Origin of the sequence: Streptomyces sp. NPDC102451 (assembly GCF_044765485.1) — a bacterium.
In the GTDB taxonomy this organism is placed as follows: domain Bacteria; phylum Actinomycetota; class Actinomycetes; order Streptomycetales; family Streptomycetaceae; genus Streptomyces.
In genome coordinates this window covers 1-2,498 of record NZ_JBIWKD010000049.1, presented here as the reverse complement: position 1 = coordinate 2,498, position 2,498 = coordinate 1, and the positions used below count along the sequence as shown (strand labels likewise).

Here is a 2,498-nt window from a genome sequence, read left to right as displayed (position 1 = left end):
AACACAGTGGACGCGAGCAACTGAGGACAAGCCCTCGGCCTATTAGTACCAGTCAGCTCCACCCGTTACCGGGCTTCCACATCTGGCCTATCAACCCAGTCGTCTACTGGGAGCCTTAACCACTCAAGGTGGTGGGAATACTCATCTCGAAGCAGGCTTCCCGCTTAGATGCTTTCAGCGGTTATCCTTTCCGAACGTAGCCAACCAGCCATGCCCTTGGCAGGACAACTGGCACACCAGAGGTTCGTCCGTCCCGGTCCTCTCGTACTAGGGACAGCCCTTCTCAATATTCCTACGCGCACAGCGGATAGGGACCGAACTGTCTCACGACGTTCTAAACCCAGCTCGCGTACCGCTTTAATGGGCGAACAGCCCAACCCTTGGGACCGACTCCAGCCCCAGGATGCGACGAGCCGACATCGAGGTGCCAAACCATCCCGTCGATATGGACTCTTGGGGAAGATCAGCCTGTTATCCCCGGGGTACCTTTTATCCGTTGAGCGACAGCGCTTCCACAAGCCACTGCCGGATCACTAGTCCCGACTTTCGTCCCTGCTCGACCCGTCGGTCTCACAGTCAAGCTCCCTTGTGCACTTACACTCAACACCTGATTGCCAACCAGGCTGAGGGAACCTTTGGGCGCCTCCGTTACTCTTTAGGAGGCAACCGCCCCAGTTAAACTACCCATCAGACACTGTCCCTGATCCGGATCACGGACCCAGGTTAGACATCCAGCACGACCAGAGTGGTATTTCAACGACGACTCCACAACCACTGGCGTGGCCGCTTCAAAGTCTCCCACCTATCCTACACAAGCCGAACCGAACACCAATATCAAACTATAGTAAAGGTCCCGGGGTCTTTCCGTCCTGCTGCGCGAAACGAGCATCTTTACTCGTAGTGCAATTTCACCGGGCCTATGGTTGAGACAGTCGAGAAGTCGTTACGCCATTCGTGCAGGTCGGAACTTACCCGACAAGGAATTTCGCTACCTTAGGATGGTTATAGTTACCACCGCCGTTTACTGGCGCTTAAGTTCTCAGCTTCGCACACCCGAAAGTGCACTAACCGGTCCCCTTAACGTTCCAGCACCGGGCAGGCGTCAGTCCGTATACATCGCCTTACGGCTTCGCACGGACCTGTGTTTTTAGTAAACAGTCGCTTCTCGCTGGTCTCTGCGGCCACCCCCAGCTCACCGAGTAAATCGGATCACCAGTGATGGCCCCCCTTCTCCCGAAGTTACGGGGGCATTTTGCCGAGTTCCTTAACCATAGTTCACCCGAACGCCTCGGTATTCTCTACCTGACTACCTGAGTCGGTTTAGGGTACGGGCCGCCATGAAACTCGCTAGAGGCTTTTCTCGACAGCATAGGATCATCCACTTCACCACAATCGGCTCGGCATCAGGTCTCAGCCTTAATGTGTGACGGATTTACCTACCACACGGCCTACACCCTTACCCCGGGAACAACCATCGCCCGGGTTGGACTACCTTCCTGCGTCACCCCATCGCTTACCTAGTACAAGTCTGGTTCATCGGCTCCACCACTACCCTCAACTCCGAAGAGATCGGGCCGGCTTCACGGACTTAGCATCGCCTGATTCAGTATTGGGCGTTTCAAAGCGGGTACCGGAATATCAACCGGTTGTCCATCGACTACGCCTGTCGGCCTCGCCTTAGGTCCCGACTTACCCTGGGCAGATCAGCTTGACCCAGGAACCCTTAGTCAATCGGCGCACACGTTTCTCACGTGTGTATCGCTACTCATGCCTGCATTCTCACTCGTGAACCGTCCACAACTCGCTTCCGCGGCTGCTTCACCCGGCACACGACGCTCCCCTACCCATCCACACAGGCGTTGGCCCTATATGTGTGAATGACACGACTTCGGCGGTACGCTTGAGCCCCGCTACATTGTCGGCGCGGAATCACTTGACCAGTGAGCTATTACGCACTCTTTCAAGGGTGGCTGCTTCTAAGCCAACCTCCTGGTTGTCTCTGCGACTCCACATCCTTTCCCACTTAGCGTACGCTTAGGGGCCTTAGTCGATGCTCTGGGCTGTTTCCCTCTCGACCATGGAGCTTATCCCCCACAGTCTCACTGCCGTGCTCTCACTTACCGGCATTCGGAGTTTGGCTAAGGTCAGTAACCCGGTAGGGCCCATCGCCTATCCAGTGCTCTACCTCCGGCAAGAAACACACGACGCTGCACCTAAATGCATTTCGGGGAGAACCAGCTATCACGGAGTTTGATTGGCCTTTCACCCCTAACCACAGGTCATCCCCCAGGTTTTCAACCCTGGTGGGTTCGGTCCTCCACGAAGTCTTACCTCCGCTTCAACCTGCCCATGGCTAGATCACTCCGCTTCGGGTCTAGAGCGTGCAACTCAATCGCCCTATTCGGACTCGCTTTCGCTACGGCTTCCCCACACGGGTTAACCTCGCTACACACCGCTAACTCGCAGGCTCATTCTTCAAAAGGCACGCAGTCACGACT

General features: G+C 55.9%; 1 rRNA gene. It reads right to left on the bottom strand.

Annotation, left to right across the window (positions count from 1 at the left end):
* Positions 1–22: 22 nt before the first annotated feature.
* Positions 23–2,498: ribosomal RNA gene (locus tag ACIRD8_RS37750) — 23S ribosomal RNA — on the bottom strand; the annotation flags it as partial.